Here is a 2,134-nt window from a genome sequence, read left to right as displayed (position 1 = left end):
GAGAACGGCAGCCGGGCACCCTCGCCCTCGACCAAGCCACCCAACCCCACCGCATGCAACGCCGAATCCAACAACGCCGGATGCAGACCAAACCCACCCACCTCGGACTGCCCGTCCTCCGGCAACTCCAACTCCGCGTAGACCTCACCACCAAGCCGCCACGCGGACCTCAACCCCCGGAACACCGGGCCATAGGCAAGCCCGAGACCCGCCATGCCCTCGTACAGACCCTCCAACTCGACCGGCGCCGCACCCGCCGGAGGCCATACACCCAGGTCGAACGACGCCGCCGACGCACCCGAGCTCAGCACACCCGACGCATGGCGCAACCACGGCTCATCCGCAGCCGCACCCTCCAACCGCGAATACACCTCAAACACACGACGGCCAGAACCATCCGGCTCCCCCACCGACAACTGAAGCTGAACACCACCCACCTCCGGAAGCACCAACGGCGCCTCCAGCGTCAACTCCTCCAGCAGATCACAACCCACCTGGTCACCAGCACGAACCGCCAACTCCACAAAAGCCGTACCCGGCAACAACACCGAACCCATCACAGCGTGATCCAGCAACCACGGATGGGTCTGCGCCGAGATCCGCCCGGTCAGCAGCACACCGTCACCGCCCGCAAGCGGTACCGCGGCGCCCACGAGCGGATGGTCCACGGCGGCCAGCCCGAGCCCGGCCGTGCCACCGACGCCGTAGGCCGACGCCTGTGGCCAGTACCGGCGGCGCTGGAAGGCGTACGTCGGCAGATCGATCAGCTCAACCCGACCGCCGCCCGTACCGGCGAAGACGGCCGCCCAGTCCACGGCCACACCACGGACGTACGCCCGCGCCACGGCGGCGTGAACCGCCCGCGCCTCGGGCCGACCGGCCCGCAACACGGCGGCGAATCCGGCCGCGTCGGCGTCGGTGACGCACTCCTCGGCCATGGCGGTGAGCACACCGTCGGGCCCCAACTCGACGTAGGTGGTGACCCCTTGGGCCTCCAGCGTCCGTACGCCATCCAAGAAACGGACCGCCTCGCGGACGTGGCGCACCCAGAAGTCCGGGCTGGTGATCTCCTCGGCGGAGACCAGCTCACCGGTCAGATTCGACACGATCGGGATACGCGGGGCCTCGTACGCAAGCTCCTCCGCCACTTCCCGGAACGCCTCCAACATCCCGTCCATACGCGGGGAGTGGAACGCGTGGCTGACCGTGAGCCGCTTGGTCTTACGGCCCTGCGCCTCGAAACCGGCAGCGATGGCGACAGCCGCGTCCTCGTCACCCGCGATGACCACGGACGACGGCCCGTTGAGCGCGGCGATCGAGACGCGCTCGGTCAGCAGCGGCGCCACCTCTTCCTCCGACGCCTGCACCGCGATCATCGCGCCACCCGCGGGCAGCTCCTGCATCAACCGCCCACGCGCCGCCACCAACTTCGCGGCATCAGCCAGCGACAGCACACCGGCCACATGCGCGGCGGCCACCTCACCGATCGAATGCCCGGACAGGAAGTCAGCCTTCACACCCCAGGCCACCACCAGCCGGAACAACGCCACCTCGATGGCGAACAGCGCGGGCTGAGTGAAGCCCGTCTGATCCAGCGCCTCAACGTCCCTCCCGAACAGCACGGTCTTCAGCGGGCGTTCGAGGTGGAGGTCCAGCGCGTCGCAGACCTCGTCCAGCGCCTCCGCGAACACCGGATAGGCGTCATACAACTCACGACCCATGCCGAGCCGCTGACTCCCCTGCCCCGTGAACAGGAACGCCACCTTGCCGCCCTCGGCCGACCCACGGATCACCTCCGCGCCGGACTCGCCGCGTGCCACGGCGTCCAGACCGCGTAGGAAGCCCTCCCGGTCGTCGGCCACCAGCACCGCGCGGTGGTCCAGCGCGGCGCGCGTGGTCGCGAGCGAATAGCCGAGGTCTGCCGGTGCGAGCTCCGGCCGCTCGGCCAGATAGGAACGGAGCCGCGCGGCCTGTGCACGCAGTGCGTCGGCGGTCTTCGCCGACAGCGGCCACGACGTCACACCAGGGTCCGTCGCCACCTCACGCGGAGCCTCGTCCTCGCTGACCGGGGCCTGCTCGATGATCGTGTGCGCATTCGTACCGCTGAAGCCGAACGACGAGACCGCAGCCCGCC

At 69.5% G+C, this 2,134-nt stretch carries 1 protein-coding gene; it reads right to left on the bottom strand.

The features are described 5' to 3' along the window. Positions 1 to 2,134, bottom strand: a 2,134-nt coding sequence (locus VT50_RS36445; RefSeq protein WP_143645334.1) for an acyltransferase domain-containing protein, incomplete at both ends; no start/stop codon positions are given.

Source organism: Streptomyces antioxidans (assembly GCF_000968685.2).
Taxonomy (GTDB): domain Bacteria; phylum Actinomycetota; class Actinomycetes; order Streptomycetales; family Streptomycetaceae; genus Streptomyces; species Streptomyces antioxidans.
The sequence above is the reverse complement of the archived record's forward strand: the minus strand, read 5'-3'. Positions and strand labels throughout refer to the sequence as shown.